Below are 16,942 nucleotides of genomic sequence, written 5' to 3' on the forward strand. Positions count from 1 at the left end.
GCGGGCCCTCCGGCATGCTCAGGGGCTCCCGGCCTTCCGGTGCCCGCTACGCCTCGTCGCGACGCAGCGAGGGCTTCAGCTCCTTCAGACGGCCCAGCAGTCCGTTCACGAACGAGGGCGACTCGTCCGTGGAGAACTCCTTGGCCAGCTGGACCGCTTCGTCGATCGCCACGGCGTCCGGGGTGTCGTCCACCCAGATCAGCTCGTACGCGCCGAGCCGGACGATGTTCCGGTCCACGACCGGCATGCGGTCGAGGTCCCAGTCCACGGCGTAGGTGACGATCAGGTCGTCGATGCGGTTCACCTTGTCGGCGTACCCCTCGACAAGGTCCATCGTGAAGGCGTTGACCGGCGGCTGCCGGTCGTCCGACCGCGCGTGGCGGATCCAGTCCGCGAGGACCTCGCGCACGGACACGCCGCGCTGATCGGCCTCGAAGAGGATCTGGAAAGCGCGCTTTCGCGCGTTGCTCCGGGCAGCCACGGTTAGCTGTTCACCCGGCCGAGGTAGTCGCTGGTGCGGGTGTCGACCTTGATCTTCTCGCCGGTGGAGACGAAGAGCGGGACCTGGATCTCGTGGCCCGTCTCCAGCGTCGCCGGCTTGGTGCCGCCGGTGGAGCGGTCGCCCTGGACGCCCGGGTCGGTGTGCTGGATGACCAGCTCGACGGCGGCCGGCAGCTCGACGTAGAGCACCTCGCCCTCGTGGCGGGCCACCGAGGCGGTGAAGCCCTCGATCAGGAAGTTGGCGGCGTCGCCGACGACCTTGCGGTCGACCATCAGCTGGTCGTAGGTCTCCATGTCCATGAAGACGAAGTACTCGCCGTCCATGTACGAGAACTGCATGTCACGGCGGTCGATCGTGGCCGTTTCGACCTTGGTGCCGGCGTTGAAGGTCTTGTCGACGACCTTGCCGGAGAGCACGTGCTTGAGCTTGGTGCGCACGAAGGCCGGGCCCTTGCCGGGCTTGACGTGCTGGAACTCGACGACGGACCAGAGCTGGCCCCCGTCGAGCTTCAGCACCATGCCGTTCTTGAGGTCGTTCGTGGAAGCCACGGTTGCGGAATCTCCTGCACTGGAAGACCACGGGTGCGCGCACAGCCCCGCCGAGCGGGCTAGAGCGCGAGCAGCTCCTTGGTCGTAATGGTGAGTAGCTCTGGACCGCCGTCCGCCTCGGGGCGTACGACGAGCGTGTCATCGATCCGGACACCTCCCCGGCCCGGGAGGTGAACCCCCGGTTCGACGGTGACCGGCACGCAAGCGTCCAGTTTACCCATGGCCGTAGGTGCAAGCTGCGGGTCCTCGTCGATTTCGAGGCCGACGCCGTGTCCGGTGGACGCTGCCAGCGCCTCGCCGTGCCCCGCCGAGTCGATGACGGAGCGCGCCGCGTGGTCGACGTCGCGGTAGGCGGCGCCCGGCAGGAGCGCCTCCCGCCCGGCCCGCTGGGCGGCGAACACGAGGTCGTACAGCTCGATCTGCCACGCGGCCGGGGTGGTGCCGATCACGAACGTACGGCCGATCTCGCAGCGGTAGCCCCGGTAGTTCGCGCCGAGGCACACGGACAGGAAATCACCCTCCTCGACCCGGCGGTCGGAGGGCCGGTGCCGGGAGCGCCCGGAGTGCGGGCCGGTGCCGACCGAGGTGGGGAAGGCGGGGCCGTCCGCCCCGTGGTCGACCAGCCGGCGTTCCAGCTCCAGCGCGAGGTGGCGTTCGGTACGGCCGACGAGGATCGACTCCAGGAGCTCGCCGAGGGCCTGGTCGGCGATCTCGGCGGCGATGCGCAGGCAGGCGATCTCCTCCTCGTCCTTGACGAGGCGCTGCTGCTCCACGGACGGCCCGAGGTCCGCCAGGCGCAGCTTCGGCGCGACGGAGTGCAGGGCCCGGTGGCGGGCGACGGTGATGTGGTGCTCCTCGACCGCGAGAGAGTCGGCCCGTGCGGAGGCGGCCAGATCGGCCGCGGCCACGGCGGGATCCCCGCCCGGGGCGCCCAGCACCGTGACCCGCAGGTGTTCGTCCAGACGGCCCTCGTCGTTCTCCCCGGTCGGCGGGCCGGCGCAGAACAGCATGTCATCGGCCGTACCGACCAGCAGGACGGCCCCCGGCGGGGAGGCGCCGGTGAGGTAGCGGACGTTCGCCGGACGCGTGATCAGCGCGGCGGCATTGCCCGCGGCGGCGCAGCGGTCGCGAAGCAGGGCCCGACGGGCCGCGTACACGTCTGACATGTATTCGAGCGTACGAGCGCACCGCCGATCCGGCCTGACGAGCGCCGCCGTCCGGGGCCGTCAATGGGCGGGCGGGCCGATGACCCGGGCCAGGGTCTCGTCCAGCGCGCGGGCCGTGCCCTCCACGTCGAGCTGGGAGTTGTCGATGATCGGCAGACCGGATCCGTACCAGCCGGCCATCCGCCCGTGGATCCGGGCGACCTCCTCGTCGGAGAGCCGGCGGTTCCCGGAACGGGCCGCGTTGCGCTCCAGGACGACTTCCAGGCCGGGCAGGAGGACGACGGGCAGCAGGGCGGGGCCCACGTGCCGCTTCCAGCCGCCCAGCCCCACCACGGGCCGGTCCGGGAAGACGGCGTCGTCCAGGATGCAGGAGATGCCGTTCGCCAGGAAGTTGCGGGCGGCGAAGCCGCAGGTGCGGCGGGCGAGGCGGTACTGGGCCTCGGAGTGGTCGTTCCAGCCCGCCTGGGGGTCCGCGAAGCCCGAGCAGACCCATTCGCGGACGTCGTCCAGGCTGACGTGCGCGGTCGGCACCGGCCGGGTGGCGGCCCAGTGCCGGGCCACGGTCGTCTTGCCCGCGCCCGCCGGGCCGATCAGCAGCACCGCGAGGGTGGCCGCGCCGGTGCCGGCGGCGACCGCCGGCGGCAGCGGGATGTGCCCGGTGGCGTCCGGCGACGGCGGCTGCGCGGGCGGCAGCGGAACGTATCCGCTCTCCGGCGCCGGGGGCCGGGCGGACGGCGTGGGCTGCCCGGACCCGGGCCAGCCCGGCGCCGGGGGTATCGGCGGCTGCGGGGGTGCCTGCGGGTGCTGTCCCGACTGCCCCCAGCCGCCGCCCCCCACTTCTTGCTGCATCCGCTGCCACTCCGTCTCGTTCCGGCCCGACTGATGCGAGAACGTTATCTGACTGCGGACCGGACCCGGCCCACCCCCGCGGCGGGACGCGCGCCGGGGTGCGGCCGGGACCGGCTCAGGCGTCGACTTCGTCCGCCAGCGCCCGCAGCGCCAGCCGGTACGAGCCGATGCCGAAGCCCGCCACCGTACCCGTGGCCACCGAGGCGATGACCGACGTGTGCCGGAACTCCTCGCGGGCGTACGGGTTGGAGATGTGCACCTCGATCATCGGGGCGGTGCGCTGCGCGGCGGCGTCGCGCATGGCGTACGAGTAGTGCGTGAAGGCGCCCGGGTTGATCACGACCGGGATCTTGCCGTCCGCCGCCTCGTGCAGCCAGCGGACCAGCTCGCCCTCGTCGTTGGTCTCGCGGACCTCGACCTCGAAGCCGAGCTCCCCGCCCACCGCCCGGCAGCTCTCCACCAGCCCGGCGTACGAGGTGGCCCCGTACACGTCGGGCTCGCGCGATCCGAGCCGGCCCAGGTTCGGGCCGTTCAGGACCAGGACGCGCCGGCTCACGCGGCGACCTCGCCGAAGGCGGCGAACAGCACCGCCGGGTCCGGGCCCTCCAGGACCGTCGGCTTGGCCAGCCCGTCGAGCACGATGAAGCGCAGCAGGTCGCCGCGGGACTTCTTGTCGAGCTTCATGGTCTCCAGCAGCTTGGGCCACTGGTCGCCGCGGTAGGTCAGCGGCAGCCCGACGGAGGCGAGCACCGCCTTGTGCCGGTCCGCGGTCGCGTCGTCCAGCCGGCCCGCGAGCCGGCCCAGTTCGGCGGCGAAGACCATGCCGACGGAGACGGCCGCGCCGTGGCGCCACTTGTAGCGCTCGTTCTTCTCGATGGCGTGCGCGAGCGTGTGGCCGTAGTTGAGGATCTCCCGCAGCCCGGCTTCCTTGAGGTCGCTGGAGACCACGTCCGCCTTGACCCGGATCGAACGCACGATGAGTTCGGCGGTGTGCGGTCCGGCGGGCGTGCGGGCCGCCCCGGGGTCCGCCTCGATCAGGTCGAGGATCGCCGGGTCCGAGATGAACCCGGCCTTGATGATCTCGGCGAGGCCGCTGACGTAGTCGTGCACCGGCAGCGACTCCAGGGCCGCGAGGTCGCAGAGCACCCCGGCGGGCGGGTGGAAGGCGCCGACGAGGTTCTTGCCCTCGGCGGTGTTGATGCCGGTCTTGCCGCCCACGGCCGCGTCCACCATGGCCAGCACGGTGGTCGGGACCGCGATCCAGCGCACGCCGCGCAGCCAGCTCGCCGCGACGAAGCCCGCGAGGTCGGTGGTGGCGCCGCCGCCCACGCCCACGATCACGTCGGTACGGGTGAACCCGGACTGGCCGAGCGCCTTCCAGCAGTACGCCGCGACCTCGACGGTCTTGGCCTCCTCGGCGTTCGGCACCTGGATGGCGACGGCCTCGTAGCCCTGCGCCGCCAGGTCGTCCCGCAGCGCCTCGCCCGTCGAGGCGAGCGCCTCGGGGTGGATCACGGCCACGCGCCGGGCCTTCGTACCGATCAGCGCGCCGAGCTCACCGAGCAGCTGCCGGCCGACCAGCACGTCGTACGGCGCGTGTCCCGCGCTGCCGCCGACGTTGATCCGCGTCACCTGGTCTGTCATACGTCCTTCAACTCCAGAGCGTCGAGGACCGCCTGGGCGACCTCTTCGGGGGTGCGGTCGTCGGTGGTCACCACGACGCGCGCGACTTCGGTGTACAGGTGGCGCCGGGCGTCCATCAGCTCGCGCCACTGGCGGCGCGGGTTGACGGCGAGCAGCGGGCGCGCGGCGCCGAGGCCGACGCGCCGTACCGCTTCCTCGACGTCCATCGACAGGTAGGCGACGGGCAGGCCCGCGAGCAGCTCGCGGGTGCCCTCGTCGAGGACCGCCCCGCCGCCGAGCGCGAGGACTCCGGTGTGCTCGGCGACGGCGGCCGCGACCGCCCGCCGCTCCAGCTCACGGAAGTACGGCTCGCCCTCGTCGACGAAGAGGTCCGCGATCTCGCGGCCCTCGGCGGCGACGATGTCGGCGTCGGTGTCCCGGTAGGGGACGCCGAGCCGCCCGGCGAGGAGTCCGCCCACCGTGGACTTGCCGGATCCCATGGGTCCGACGAGGACGATCAGGGGGCCGCCGGTCACCGGATCTGCAGGTTGTCGAGGTACGAGCGGACGTTGCGGCGGGTCTCGGGGACGGAGTCGCCGCCGAACTTCTCCACGACGGCGTCGGCCAGGACGAGCGCGACCATGGCCTCGGCGACGATGCCCGCGGCCGGGACGGCACAGACGTCGGAGCGCTGGTGGTGGGCGACGGTCGCCTCGCCGGTGGCGACGTCGACCGTGGCGAGCGCGCGCGGCACGGTCGCGATGGGCTTCATCGCGGCGCGCACGCGCAGCAGTTCGCCGGTGGTCAGACCGCCCTCGGTGCCGCCGGAACGGCCGGTGGTGCGCTTGAGGCCCTCGGGGGTGCTGACGATCTCGTCGTGGGCCTGCGAACCGGGCACGCGGGCCAGCTCGAAGCCGTCGCCGACCTCGACGCCCTTGATGGCCTGGATGCCCATGAGCGCGGCAGCGAGGCGCGCGTCGAGCCGGCGGTCCCAGTGCACGTGCGATCCGAGGCCTACGGGGACGCCGTACGCGAGCACTTCCACGACGCCGCCGAGGGTGTCGCCGTCCTTGTGGGCCTGGTCGATCTCGGCCACCATCGCCTTCGAGGCATCGGCGTCGAGGCAGCGCACCGGGTCGGCGTCGAGCTTCTCGACGTCGGCGGGGGTCGGGTAGACGCCGTACGGGGCCTTGGCGGCGGCGAGTTCGACCACGTGGGAGACGATCTCGATGCCGGCGGTCTCCTTGATGAAGGACCGGGCGATCGCGCCGAGGGCCACGCGGGCGGCCGTCTCCCGGGCGCTGGCGCGCTCCAGGATCGGGCGGGCCTCGTCGAAGCCGTACTTCTGCATGCCGGCGAGGTCGGCGTGGCCGGGGCGGGGGCGGGTCAGCGCCGCGTTGCGGCCGGTGTCCTTGAGGAGGGCGGGGTCCACCGGGTCGGCCGACATGACCGTCTCCCACTTGGGCCACTCGGTGTTGCCCACCATGACCGCGATGGGGGACCCCAGGGAGAGCCCGTGCCGGACGCCGCCGAGGAAGGTGATCTCATCCTGCTCGAACTTCATCCGGGCACCGCGGCCATAGCCGAGCCGGCGCCTGGCCAGGTGGTCGGCCACCAGCTCGGTGGTGACCGGGACGCCGGCGGGAAGGCCCTCCAGCGTCGCCACCAGGGCCGGTCCGTGCGACTCTCCTGCGGTCAGCCAACGCAACCTGCTCAACGATGCTCCTCATGCTCGCGCCTGGTACAGCCACGGCGCGATCGGGGTGCGCGGCCCGGACCCGCCGTACCCGATCCTCCCACGTCCGCACCCGTACACCGCGCTCCGGTCCAGCTATCGGACGGCCGTCCCACGCCGGCGCCACCACTGGAAACCCTCCCAGAGGGCCGCGGCGGCCAGGAGGGAGCCGATGGTCCACTTCGCCCAGGCCGGAAGCGTACCGAGCAGCACCCGGGCGAACACCGCGACGCCGTACGCCGCATCCCACCTGGATGCCAGCGCCTGACCGGTCCCGATCGCGTCCACCCGAACCCCCCTCGCCCCCGGATACCGCCGGTGCCGACCCTAGCGGGCGGCGAGGGCCCGCTCTCCGGCGGCCCGCATGGCGGCGAGCGGGCCGGGCGTGCGGCCGGTCATCTGCTCGACCTGGAGCACGGCCTGGTGGACGAGCAGGTCGAGGCCGCCGACGAGGGCGCCGCCACGGCCGGACCAGGCGGCGGCCAGCGCCGTGGGCCAGGGGTCGTAGAGGACGTCGAACAGGGTGCCCGGGGCCTGGGGCACGGCGGGGGCCAGCTCGTCCGTGGCGCCCGCCGGGGTGGTGGCGACGACCAGCGGCGCGGCCAGCGCCTCGGCCGCCCGCGACCAGTCGGCCGTGCGGACGCCGACGCCGAGCCGCTCGCCCCACCGCCGCATCTCGTCGGCCCGGGCGCGGGAGCGGACGTACGCGGTGACCTCGCCGGTGCAGATCCGCGCGAGCGCGGCCAGCGCCGAGGAAGCGGTGGCGCCGGCGCCGAGGATCGCGGCGGCCGGGACCTTGTCGACGCCGCGCTCGTGCAGGGCGGCCACGATGCCCGGGATGTCGGTGTTGTCGCCGAGGCGGCGGCCGTCCTCGGTGAGGACGACGGTGTTGACGGCCTCGACGGAGGCCGCGGTGTCGCTGACGCCGTCGAGCAGCGGCATGACGGCCCGCTTGAGCGGCATGGTCAGCGACAGCCCCGCCCATTCGGGTCCGAGGCCGGCCATGAACCCGGGCAGCGCGGCCTCGTCGATCTCGAACCGGTCGTAGGACCAGTGGTCGAGCCCGAGATCGCGGTAGGCGGCCCGGTGCAGCACCGGTGAGAGGGAGTGCTCGATGGGCGAACCCAGCACCGCGGCCCGCCGCACTGTCGGCTGCATTTTGCGTCGCCCCTCTCGCGTGGGCCCCGCGTGCGCGCGGCCGGCCGGGCCTGCCCCGGGCGCGCAAAACAGTACCCCAGCCGCGATACCGGACGAACGGCCGCCCTCGCCGTCCCGGACGCGGGGTCCGTGGACGGCGGGGGGGGCGCCGCGCGGGCCTACTGCGCCGTCTTCTGCCGCTCCTTCTCGTACTCCGCGCGGTTGCGGTTCTGCTCCTCGTTGGTCACCGCGTACAGGGTCTTGTTCTCGTTGACCGAGACGAAGTAGTACCAGGGGCCGGGCTCGGGGTTGATCGCGGCCCTGAGCGACTCCGCACCCGGGTTGCCGATCGGACCGGCCGGCAGGCCCTTGATCTTGTAGGTGTTGTAGGGATCGTCGATCTTGCGCAGGTCATTGACGGACCCGATGTCGAGCGTGCTCTGGCCCTTCATGTAGTTGACCGTGGAGTCGAAGTCCAGCAGGCCGTACGTCTCGGTGTTGCCGGGCTTGAGGCGGTTGTAGACGACCCGGGAGATCTTGACGAAGTCGTGCGGGTACTTGCCCTCGGCCTGGACGAGGCTCGCGACGGTGACCAGTTCCAGCGGGCTCTTCAGACCCAGCTTGGCGGCCTGGCCCTTGACGTCGGACTTCGTGTACTCCTCGTTCGCCCGCGCCACCATCTGCTTGAGCAGCGCGTCCGGCTTCATGTCCTTGGTGAGGTCGTAGCGCGCCGGGTAGAGGAACCCTTCCAGCGGGTCCTTGATGTCCTTGTTGGTGTTCGCCCAGTCCGGGAGACCGAGGTTCTTGAACTCCTTGCCGGCTACGTTCTTCGTGGTGCCTTCCTGGAGCCCGAGCTTCTTGTCGATGGCGTCGTAGATCTGGACGTTGCGCGAGCCCTCGGCGATCGTCAGGACGTTGAGCTTCGAGGGGTCCGTCATCAGCGCGACCGCGGCCGCGGCGGACATCTTCTTCTTCAACGGGTAGGTGCCCGGCTGGATGCCCTTGCCCTTGGGGGTGTTCGCGGCGCTCACGAACGCCTTGGCGCTCGCGACGACACCGGCCTTCTCCAGGATGCTGCCCATCTGGCCGAGGGTGGCGCCCTTGGGGATCTCGACGTCGACCGTCTCTTCGAGGCCCGGGCCCGCGTAGTCCTCGCCGGGGCCGTACCGCTCCTTGATGAAGGTGTAGCCGTAGTAGCCGCCCCCGCCGAGCACCGCCGTGACCACCACGGCCGCGATCAGGCAGGACATCCCGCGGCGTTTGGGTTTGGCCTTCTTCGAACGGCCGGATCGGCGGCCTCCGCCGCCCGGGCGGCCGTCGCCCTCGCCCGCCGGGAGCTCGTCGGTGTCCTCTTCGGGGTCCTCGGTCAGGACGTCGCCGTCCTGGCTCCCCGGCTCCGGCTCCAGGTGGCGCCGGCTCGGGGGCACCGGGGGCGGGAAGGCCTCCGGGGTGCCGTACAGGTCGGGGGCCTCGCCGGGGAAGCCGCCGCCGGTCTGCTGGGCGTACGGCTCCGCACCCGCGTACGGGTCCACCGGCGCGGGCGCGCCGGCGTACTGGCCCTGGCCGGTGTCCCACGGCTGGCCCCCGTACGCCGGCTGCGGCTGCGGCTGGTCGTTCGGCTGGTACTGCTGGTGCGGGAGGTAGCCCTCCTGCTCGTACTGCTGGTACTGCTGCTGGAACTGGTCCGGGTGCTGCTGGTACTGCTGCGGGTCCTGGAACTGGGGGTCCTGGTGCTGCGGCGCCTGCGCGTACTGCTGCTGCGGTCCACCGGCGTAAGGCATCTGACCCTGCTGGGCCGGATGCCCGTTCCACCCCTGGTCCCCGTACAGGGGGTCCTCGGGGTGCCACGGTTCGGGGGCGCGGCCCCGGCCATACTCAGTCATCGGTCCCCTAGAGCCGCGAGACGGAGGCAGCGGCTTCGTTGCCGCGGCACCCGGTTCCGCCTCTGAAGTGGTGGGCGACGGCTGTTCGAATGCCGCCACATCGCGCGGAACGTTACCGTATCGCGATCAGACAACCACTTCGACGCACTCACCGGGCGGATTACCTGATACCCGTTCGGTCTCAAGAGCGTTCTGCAGGATCACCACGGCGGCCGCCTGGTCGATGACCGCCCGCCCCTTCTTGGCGTTCTTCCCCGAGGCCCGCAGCCCCTGGGCCGCGGTGACCGTGGTCATCCGCTCGTCCACCAGACGGACCGTCACCGGCTTGATGCCCTTGGCGAGTTCGCCCGCGAAGGCGCGCACCTTGGCCGCGGCCGGCCCCTCCCGCCCGCTGAGCGAGCGGGGCAGGCCGACCACGACTTCGAGCGGCTCGTACTCCTGCACGAGCTGCCGCAGCCGCCGGTGGGCGAACGGGACGTCCCGGCCCGGCACGGTTTCCACCGGCGTGGCCAGCACCCCGTCGGGGTCGCAGGAGGCGACCCCGATCCGGGCGTCCCCGACGTCGATGGCCAGTCGGCGGCCGCGGCGCAGTGTCATCGTCAGGCCGTCTCGGTGACGAGGCGCTCGACCGCGGCGATGGCCTCCGGCACGGCGGCCGGGTTCTGGCCGCCACCCTGGGCCACGTCGGGCTTGCCGCCACCGCCGCCGCCGAGGGTCTTGGCGGCGGCGCGGACCAGGTCACCGGCCTTGAGACCGCGCTCGCGGGCGGCCTCGTTGGTGGCGATGACGGTCAGCGGGCGGTCGTTCGCCACGGTGAACAGGGCCACGACGGCCGGACGGCCGCCCTGCCCCGACAGCTGACCGAGGCGGCCGCGCACGTCGAGCACCAGCTTGCGCAGGTCGTCGGCGCCGGTACCGTCGGGCACCTGGCCGACGACGAGGGCCACGCCGCGGATGTCCTGGGCGTTCTCGGCGAGCCCGGCGGCGGCCTGGAGGACCTTCTCCGCGCGGAACTTCTCGATCTCCTTCTCGGCGTCCTTCAGCTTGCCGAGCATGGAGGCGATCTTGTCCGGCAGCTCCTCGGGGCGGCCCTTGACCAGCTCCTGGAGCTGGGCGACGACCGTGTGCTCCTTGGCGAGGAAGTTGTACGCGTCCACGCCCACCAGGGCCTCGACGCGGCGCACCCCGGAGCCGATGGAGGACTCGCCGAGCAGCTTGACCAGGCCGAGCTGGCTGGTGTTGCCGACGTGCGTACCGCCGCACAGCTCCTTGGAGAAGTCGCCGATCGTCACGACGCGCACGCGCTCGCCGTACTTCTCGCCGAACTCGGCGATGGCGCCCTGCTTCTTCGCCTCGTCGATGCTCATGATCTCGGCGGTGACGTCGAGCTCGCGGGAGAGCACGTCGTTGATCTTCTGCTCGACGTCGGTGAGGACGGTGCCGGGGACGGCGTTCGGCGAGCCGAAGTCGAAGCGGAACCGACCGGGCGAGTTCTCGGAACCGGCCTGGGCGGCCGTCGGGCCGAGGGCGTCGCGCAGCGCCTGGTGGGTCAGGTGCGTGGCGGAGTGGGCGCGGGCGATGGCCCGGCGGCGCCGGACGTCGATGGCGGCGTACGCGGAGGCGCCCACCGTCACCTCGCCCACCTGCACCGAACCCTTGTGCACGGAGACACCGGGGACGGGCTGCTGGACGTCGCGGACCTCGATGACGGCCCCGGAGTCGAGCTTGATCCGGCCTTGGTCGGCGAGCTGGCCGCCGCCCTCGGCGTAGAAGGGGGTGCGGTCGAGGACGACCTCGACCTCGTCGCCCTCGGAGGCGGCGGGCGCGGAGACGCCGTTGACCAGCAGGCCGACGATGGTGGACTCGCCCTGCGTGGTGGCGTAGCCGGTGAACTCGGTGGCGCCGGCGCTGTCGGCGATCTCCCGGTACGAGGACACGTCGGCGTGGCCGGTCTTCTTGGCCTTGGCGTCGGCCTTGGCGCGGTCGCGCTGCTCCTGCATCAGGCGGCGGAATCCGGCCTCGTCCACGGCGAGGCCCTGCTCGGAGGCCATCTCCAGGGTGAGGTCGATCGGGAAGCCCCAGGTGTCGTGGAGCAGGAACGCCTTGTCGCCGGAGAGCACGGTGCCGCCGGCGGCCTTGGTCTCGGTCACGGCGGTGTCGAGGATGTTCGTGCCGCCCTTGAGCGCCTTGAGGAAGGCGGCCTCTTCGGCGAGGGCGACGGTCTCGATGCGCTTGCGGTCGGTGACGAGCTCCGGGTACTGCCGGCCCATCGTGTTGATCACGACGTCCACGAGGTCGTGGACGACCGGGCCGGTGGCGCCCATGAGGCGCATGTTGCGGATGGCGCGGCGCATGATGCGGCGCAGCACGTAGCCGCGGCCCTCGTTGCCCGGGGTGACGCCGTCGCCGATGAGCATCACGGAGGTGCGGATGTGGTCGGCGACCACGCGCATCGAGACGTCGCTGTCGTGCGCGGCGCCGTACCGGACACCGGTCAGCTCGGTGGCCTTGTCCATGACCACGCGCAGGGTGTCGGTCTCGTACATGTTCTGCACGCCCTGCAGGATCATGGCGAGACGTTCGAGGCCGAGGCCGGTGTCGATGTTCTTCGACGGCAGGTCGCCGAGGATCGGGAAGTCTTCCTTCCCGTCGCCGGCGCCGCGCTCGTACTGCATGAAGACCAGGTTCCAGATCTCCACGTACCGCTCGTCGTTGACGGCCGGGCCGCCCTCGACACCGAACTCGGGGCCGCGGTCGTAGTTGATCTCGGAGCACGGGCCGCAGGGTCCGGGGACGCCCATGGACCAGAAGTTGTCCTTCTTGCCCAGGCGCTGGATCCGCTCGGCGGGAACGCCGATCTTCTCGCGCCAGATCGTCTCGGCCTCGTCGTCGTCGAGGTAGACGGTGATCCAGAGCTTCTCCGGCTCAAGGCCGTAGCCGCCGTCCGCCACTGAGCTGGTGAGCAGCTCCCAGGCGTACTTGATGGCGCCTTCCTTGAAGTAGTCGCCGAAGGAGAAGTTGCCGCACATCTGGAAGAACGTGCCGTGGCGGGTGGTCTTGCCGACCTCTTCGATGTCCGGCGTACGGACGCACTTCTGCACGCTGGTGGCCCGGGGGGCCGGGGGCTTGGTCTCGCCGAGGAAGTACGGCTTGAAGGGGACCATGCCCGCGTTGACCAGGAGCAGAGTCGGGTCGTCCGCGATGAGCGACGCCGAAGGGACAACGGTGTGACCGCGCTCCTCGAAGAAGCTCAGCCAGCGGCGGCGGATTTCAGCCGACTCCATCAGTGGTCCTCATTCCGGTTGTACGAAAGTTTCGGGCGGTGGGTGGTCTGGTCGTGCGGGTCGGGCGCGATGCCCCGCATCCGGCGCGGCCCGGGCAGGGCGGTGACGCTGCCGGGCCGGTCAGGGTCCTGGTGCAGCCCCAGTGCGTCGTTCAGCTGTTCTTCGCGCTGCGTCATTCCCGCCTTGACGTCCAGGGCGAAGTCCTTGAGGCGGTGGCCCGCCTCGACGGCCTTGTCGGCGGCCTGCGCGGCGAGGCTCTCCGGGGTCAGCTTCTTGAGCTGCCGGTTGACCTTGGTGGTGGCCCACACGCCGGCGGCTGCGCCGGCGGTGAACCAGAAGGCTCGGCGGAACATCGGAGGTCTCAGCCCTTCTGCTTCCGGCGCCGGGCGGCCGGCACCGTACGGCCGACGATCACAGTGCGTCGGGGGGTCTTGGTGGGCTCGGCGTCGGTCCTGCCCAGGGCCTTGCGCACGCCGTAGCCGAAGGCCGCGACCTTGACCAGCGGGCCGCCGAAGGCGGAGGCCACGGTCGAGGACAGCGCGGAGGCGTTGGACGTGACCTCCTGGACGTCGCTCGCGATGGCGTCGACCCGGTCGAGCTGGGTGCGGGCGGAGCGCACGGTGGTGGAGGCGTCCGCGAGCAGCGGGACGGCCTGCTCGGTCACGTCCGCGACGAGCTTGGTGGCCGCCTTGAGCACCTGGGCCAGTCTCACCAACGCCACGGCGAGGAAGGAGACGAGAATGGCCCAGAAGACGGCCACAAGGATCCCGGCCACCTCTCCACCGGACACGTTTGCACCGCTCTCTGCACGTTGATCACTGCGTATGAAAAGTCTTCTCCGACCCTATCGCGCCGGAGATCCCCGGCCGTACCGGAATACCGGCCCGGCCGGGAAAGCAGGAAGCCCGCCGGCTCCCCCGAGGGGGAACCGGCGGGCTGACCAGCCTGTGAGGCTACGACCGCCGGAAGATCAGCGGGCGTAGTACTCGACGACGAGCTGCTCGTCGCAGATGACCGGGATTTCCTTGCGGTTCGGGTCGCGGTCCAGGCGGAAGGCCAGGGCCTTCAGGTTGACCTGCAGGTAACGGGGGGTCTCGCCCTCGCCTGCGTAGCCACCCTCACGGGCAACCTGGAACGGAACCTTCTCGCGGCTGCGCTCGCGGACCGTGATCACGTCGTCCGGGCGGACACGGAACGACGGCTTGTCGACCTTGGCACCGTTGACCTCGATGTGGCCGTGAACGACCATCTGACGGGCCTGGTAGATGGTGCGGGCGATGCCCGAACGCAGGACCAGGGCGTCGAGGCGACGCTCGAGCTCGACGACCAGCGCCTCGCCCGTCTTGCCTTCGGCCTTCTTGGCGCGGTCGTAGGCGCGAGCCATCTGGCGCTCAGAGATGTCGTACTGGGCGCGCAGACGCTGCTTCTCGAGCAGACGAACCTTGTAGTCCGAGTTCTGCTTGCGGCCACGGCCGTGCTCGCCCGGCGGGTAGGGGCGGGCCTCGAAGTACTTGACGGCCTTCGGGGTCAGCGCAATGCCGAGGGCACGCGACTTCTTGACCTTGGGTCGCTTCTGGTTCACGTGGAACCTACCTCCATGTAGTCAGGTGAGGCTTACCTTGACGAGGAAGACGTAATGTCTCGACCACATGGGATCCCCCTGCCCAGTGCGCACCGAAGTTCGGGTTCCAACGAAACGGAATCCGCTTTCGACGACGTTAAGCAAGGTCAGCCGCGTCCCAGGGAAGGCGTTCGGCAGCTCACCGGAGCCGAACGCGTACGAACCCTCGTAGAGTCCAACGCCTCAGTATCCCCCACGTCGCCGGATGCTCCTGACAGTCGGGAGCCGGCGCAGCGGGGCACAGGGGAGCCGGCCGCTTCGGCCGTCACCCCGGACGGGGACGCGATCCTCCTTGTTCCCAAGGACTCCGCGGCTGCCGGGCAGCCGCACACGCCCAGGATCCCGGCCCCGCCACAGTGATCGAGATCACGGATCGGGCGCCGGTGTCCGTGGACCATCGTATCCGAGGCGGCGGTGGGCGGAGATCCACCCGGGAGGCGGTCAGCCGCGCTCGCCGCGCAGGCGTTCGCGGACCTTCTCCACCACGTCCGCGTACCGCGCCTCCGCGCCGTAGCGCGTCGGCTCGTAGTACCGCTTGCCCTGGACCTCGTCCGGCGCGTACTGCTGGGCGGCGATCGCGCCCGGCACGTCGTGCGGGTAGACGTAGCCCACCGCGTGGCCCAGCTTGGCCGCGCCCTTGTAGTGGCCGTCCCGCAGGTGCGCGGGGACCGCGCCGGCCAGGCCCGCCCGCACGTCCGCCAGGGCCGCGCCGATCGCCGTCGTCGCGGTGTTCGACTTGGGGGCCAGCGCCAGGGCGATCGTCGCGTGCGACAGGGTCAGCGCCGCCTCCGGGAAGCCGATCATGGCCACCGCCTGCGCCGCCGCGACCGCGAGCGGCAGGGCCGTCGGGTCCGCCAGCCCGATGTCCTCGCTCGCGGAGATCATCAGGCGCCGCGCGATGAACCGGGGGTCCTCGCCCGCCTCGATCATCCGGGCCAGGTAGTGCAGCGCCGCGTCCACGTCCGAGCCCCGGATCGACTTGATCAGCGCACTCGCCACGTCGTAGTGCTGGTCGCCGTCCCGGTCGTACTTGACGGCGGCGCGGTCGACCGCCTCCTCCACCGTCCGGAGGGTGATCTCGGGCTCGCCCTTGGCGATCGCCGACCCGGCCCCCGCCTCCAGCGCCGTCAGCGCCCGGCGCGCGTCTCCGCCGGCGATGCGCAGCAGGTGCGCCTCGGCGTCGGCCGGCAGGGTCACCGCACCGCCCAGTCCCCGCTCTTCGGTGAGCGCGCGCCGCAGCAGCGCGCGCAGGTCGTCGTCCGTCAACGGCTCCAGCGTCAGCAGCAGGGAGCGCGAGAGCAGCGGCGAGATGATCGAGAAGTACGGGTTCTCGGTGGTCGCCGCGATGAGGGTCACCCAGCGGTTCTCGACGGCCGGGAGCAGCGAGTCCTGCTGGGCCTTGCTGAACCGGTGGATCTCGTCGAGGAAGAGGACGGTTTCCTTGCCGTACCCGCCGGCCGCCCGGCGGGCGCCCTCGATGACGGCACGCACCTCTTTGACGCCCGCGGTGATCGCCGACAGTTCCACGAACCGCTTCTGCGTCGCCTGGCTGACCACGTAGGCCAGCGTGGTCTTCCCGGTGCCGGGAGGGCCCCAAAGGATCACCGACGAGGCGCCGGCCGGTCCCCCGGCGCCTTCCCCGACCAGCCGCCGCAGTGGCGCGCCGGGTTTGAGCAGGTGCTGCTGGCCCACGACCTCGTCCAGGGTGCGCGGGCGCATGCGGACGGCGAGCGGAGAACTGGACGGGTCCTTCTCCTGGCGGTCCTCGGCGGCGGCGGTGAAGAGATCTGGTTCCACACGGGAAAGCCTATGCGAGGCCACTGACAGCCACGGGGGCGTCAGGAGGTCCAGAAGTCCCACCAGCGCGTGAGGACCAGCATCCCGATGATCCCCACGTGCAGCACGGGCAGCACCCAGGGGAACTCGTCGAGGAAGCCCCGCAGCCAGCCGGGGGCCGGCAGCATCCGGGTGCGCACGTTGTGGGCGGTCACGTACCAGAACATGAAGATCGTGGCGACCCAGGCGAGGCAGCACCACAGGCACAGCGAGTTGATGTTGTACAGCGACTGGTACATCAGCCAGGTGCAGAAGCCGACGCCGAACAGCATGCCCGCGTTGAGGGTGAGCCAGTACCAGCGCCCGAAGCGGGCCCCGGCCAGCAGGCTCATGCCGACGCAGATCACGATCCCGTAGGCCACGAGCCCCAGCATCGGGTTGGGGAAGCCGAAGACGGCGGCCTGCTCGCTCTTCATGATGTTGCCGCAGGAGACGATCGGGTTCAGGCTGCAGCCCGGCGTGAAGTTCGGGTCCTCCAGCAGCTTGAACTTGTCGATGGTGATCACCCAGGCGGCCACCAGCCCCGCCGCGCCGGTGATCACCAGGAGCAGCGCCAGGGCCCGGCTGCCGCCGGAGGTCCGGGCGGTGCCCACGTCAGCGCCTGTAGTCGTCATCCCGCCCGCTCCACATCTGCAAGGTCATCAAGCACCGGCCATTGTGCCGTACGGGGGTCGTCCGGGGCCGTTCGTTGTGGATAAGGACGGACTTCCGCGGCCGCCGACGACAAAGGGGGCGGGCCGGGGGACACTCCCCCGGCC

The 16,942-nt window shown here is 71.5% G+C and carries 18 protein-coding genes; all 18 read right to left on the bottom strand.

The window, feature by feature from the left end; translation table 11 throughout:
• Positions 1–46: 46 nt before the first annotated feature.
• A complete protein-coding gene (gene nusB / locus ACWGH1_RS34250) occupies positions 47–481 on the bottom strand; it encodes a transcription antitermination factor NusB (protein WP_453409323.1) in 435 nt (144 codons plus the stop codon).
• Positions 482–483: 2 nt separating this feature from the next.
• Positions 484–1,050, bottom strand: coding sequence for an elongation factor P (efp, locus tag ACWGH1_RS34255; RefSeq protein WP_351375249.1), 567 nt, complete (start codon positions 1,048–1,050; stop codon positions 484–486).
• A gap of 59 nt (positions 1,051–1,109) precedes the next feature.
• Positions 1,110–2,216, bottom strand: a complete 1,107-nt coding sequence (locus tag ACWGH1_RS34260) for a M24 family metallopeptidase (RefSeq protein ID WP_453355621.1) — start codon at positions 2,214–2,216, stop codon at positions 1,110–1,112.
• Positions 2,217–2,276: 60 nt separating this feature from the next.
• Positions 2,277–3,065, bottom strand: a complete 789-nt coding sequence (locus ACWGH1_RS34265; protein WP_453355620.1) for an AAA family ATPase — start codon at positions 3,063–3,065, stop codon at positions 2,277–2,279.
• Positions 3,066–3,180: 115 nt separating this feature from the next.
• Positions 3,181–3,621, bottom strand: coding sequence for a type II 3-dehydroquinate dehydratase (aroQ, locus tag ACWGH1_RS34270; protein WP_453355619.1), 441 nt, complete (start codon positions 3,619–3,621; stop codon positions 3,181–3,183).
• Positions 3,618–4,709, bottom strand: coding sequence for a 3-dehydroquinate synthase (gene aroB, locus ACWGH1_RS34275; protein ID WP_453355618.1), 1,092 nt, complete (start codon positions 4,707–4,709; stop codon positions 3,618–3,620). Before aroB ends, aroQ begins: the two co-directional genes overlap by 4 nt.
• Entirely contained in the window at positions 4,706–5,224 is a 519-nt protein-coding gene (locus ACWGH1_RS34280) for a shikimate kinase (protein ID WP_453355617.1), read from the bottom strand. The genes aroB and ACWGH1_RS34280 overlap by 4 nt, the downstream gene beginning before the upstream one ends.
• On the bottom strand, positions 5,221–6,405 hold the full coding sequence (gene aroC / locus ACWGH1_RS34285; protein WP_453409324.1) for a chorismate synthase: 1,185 nt from the start codon (positions 6,403–6,405) through the stop codon (positions 5,221–5,223). Before aroC ends, ACWGH1_RS34280 begins: the two co-directional genes overlap by 4 nt.
• Positions 6,406–6,519: 114 nt before the next feature.
• Positions 6,520–6,711, bottom strand: coding sequence for a hypothetical protein (locus ACWGH1_RS34290; protein WP_453356419.1), 192 nt, complete (start codon positions 6,709–6,711; stop codon positions 6,520–6,522).
• A gap of 39 nt (positions 6,712–6,750) precedes the next feature.
• The gene (locus tag ACWGH1_RS34295; RefSeq protein WP_453356420.1) at positions 6,751–7,581 is read right to left on the bottom strand and encodes a shikimate dehydrogenase; all 831 of its coding nucleotides are present in this window, start codon (positions 7,579–7,581) and stop codon (positions 6,751–6,753) included.
• A gap of 158 nt (positions 7,582–7,739) precedes the next feature.
• Complete coding sequence (mltG, locus tag ACWGH1_RS34300; RefSeq protein WP_453356421.1) at positions 7,740–9,443, bottom strand: endolytic transglycosylase MltG; 1,704 nt, start codon at positions 9,441–9,443, stop codon at positions 7,740–7,742.
• Between the two features lie 126 nt (positions 9,444–9,569).
• Positions 9,570–10,040 carry a Holliday junction resolvase RuvX gene (gene ruvX, locus ACWGH1_RS34305; RefSeq protein ID WP_453409325.1) on the bottom strand — a complete coding sequence of 157 codons (471 nt, stop codon included), beginning with the start codon at positions 10,038–10,040 and terminating at the stop codon, positions 9,570–9,572.
• Between the two features lie 2 nt (positions 10,041–10,042).
• Positions 10,043–12,727 carry an alanine--tRNA ligase gene (gene alaS / locus ACWGH1_RS34310; RefSeq protein WP_453409326.1) on the bottom strand — a complete coding sequence of 895 codons (2,685 nt, stop codon included), beginning with the start codon at positions 12,725–12,727 and terminating at the stop codon, positions 10,043–10,045.
• Entirely contained in the window at positions 12,727–13,080 is a 354-nt protein-coding gene (locus ACWGH1_RS34315) for a DUF6167 family protein (protein WP_453356865.1), read from the bottom strand. The genes alaS and ACWGH1_RS34315 overlap by 1 nt, the downstream gene beginning before the upstream one ends.
• Before the next feature lie 8 nt (positions 13,081–13,088).
• Positions 13,089–13,517, bottom strand: coding sequence for a DUF948 domain-containing protein (locus ACWGH1_RS34320; RefSeq protein ID WP_453356864.1), 429 nt, complete (start codon positions 13,515–13,517; stop codon positions 13,089–13,091).
• A 180-nt stretch (positions 13,518–13,697) separates the two neighbouring features.
• The gene (gene rpsD / locus ACWGH1_RS34325) at positions 13,698–14,309 is read right to left on the bottom strand and encodes a 30S ribosomal protein S4 (RefSeq protein WP_030026606.1); all 612 of its coding nucleotides are present in this window, start codon (positions 14,307–14,309) and stop codon (positions 13,698–13,700) included.
• Between the two features lie 480 nt (positions 14,310–14,789).
• The gene (locus tag ACWGH1_RS34330; protein ID WP_453409327.1) at positions 14,790–16,145 is read right to left on the bottom strand and encodes a replication-associated recombination protein A; all 1,356 of its coding nucleotides are present in this window, start codon (positions 16,143–16,145) and stop codon (positions 14,790–14,792) included.
• 41 nt (positions 16,146–16,186) lie between these two features.
• A complete protein-coding gene (locus tag ACWGH1_RS34335) occupies positions 16,187–16,798 on the bottom strand; it encodes a vitamin K epoxide reductase family protein (RefSeq protein WP_453357811.1) in 612 nt (203 codons plus the stop codon).
• Positions 16,799–16,942: the final 144 nt, after the last annotated feature.

The organism is Streptomyces sp. NPDC054883 (assembly GCF_053610645.1).